This window comes from Vibrio sp. 03-59-1, assembly GCF_013114135.1.
GTDB lineage: Bacteria > Pseudomonadota > Gammaproteobacteria > Enterobacterales > Vibrionaceae > Vibrio > Vibrio cortegadensis.
Map to the genome: position 1 here is coordinate 1 of NZ_VTYA01000082.1, position 972 is coordinate 972.

Sequence of the window (972 nt, forward strand, 5' to 3'; positions counted from 1 at the left end):
CATACACCAGATCATTTAGATTAATACATTACTTGGTGCTTGTAAGGACAGTGCTTGTGGCAAGTAACGCAACTAACAAACAATTTAAGAGTGACTCCCAACGCTTGTCGATTTCACTCCGGTTTGAATTTTGTGTTTACGGCGCAATGGTTTAGCTTGGGTGTTACAGCGTTGTCGCACCTTAATTGGGCGTTATGAGTTTCTCGGAATTAACCTTTAGAGGTAAGAATGAAGGAAGTAATCACAATTGTAGCATCGAGTAGCGTATTGCTTGGATTAGTTGCTTATTTACTTAAATCAGTAGTTAAGCAATATCTTGATAGAGATTTAAAAGTACATGAAGCACAATTGCAAGCAAAGGCTGATCTACAACTTGCCGCATTTAAAGATAATTTAGAAAGAGAGCGGACAAGAATTCAAGTCTCATATAGTGGGATTTTTGAACGACAAGCCAATGTCATTATTGAGCTATACGGTATTGTTTTAGCTTTGGAGGGGCGGCTCAATGACGGAGTTTCAGACCCAGAAGCAAGAGAAGAATTTCATAATTTAGTAATTAAAATGCGCACTTATTATCACGAGAAAAGAATACTTTTTCCTGAACAACTTGATATCTTAGCTGATAAATTATTAGGTTTGGTAATCAATATTTATTCAGAGTCATCAGATGGAAAAATCCTTTCAGATTTGTACTTTGCATTAAGGGAAACTAAGGATGAAGCTATTCGTGAAATAAGGTATCTACTATCGACAAATACCCAAATAAACTCATAACAAACAATTTAAGAGTGATTCCCCACGCTTGGCATTTTTGGTTTGGGTTTAGTTTAGTGTTTACGGTGTCCAATTTGAGTGTCGTGGTAGCGTGGCTCACATATATGGTCTCCCCCGGTTTTGCAAGTCAGTAGCATAATTAAAAGCGCAGGTTAACTTCCATATATACGGCCTGTTTAAGCGGCTATTGCCTTGGCC

General features: G+C 37.8%; 1 protein-coding gene. It reads left to right on the forward strand.

Translation table 11 applies throughout. The features are described 5' to 3' along the window. Positions 1-228: 228 nt before the first annotated feature. Positions 229-774 carry a hypothetical protein gene (locus F0249_RS20025; RefSeq protein ID WP_171757651.1) on the forward strand — a complete coding sequence of 182 codons (546 nt, stop codon included), beginning with the start codon at positions 229-231 and terminating at the stop codon, positions 772-774. The last annotated feature ends 198 nt before the right edge of the window (positions 775-972 follow it).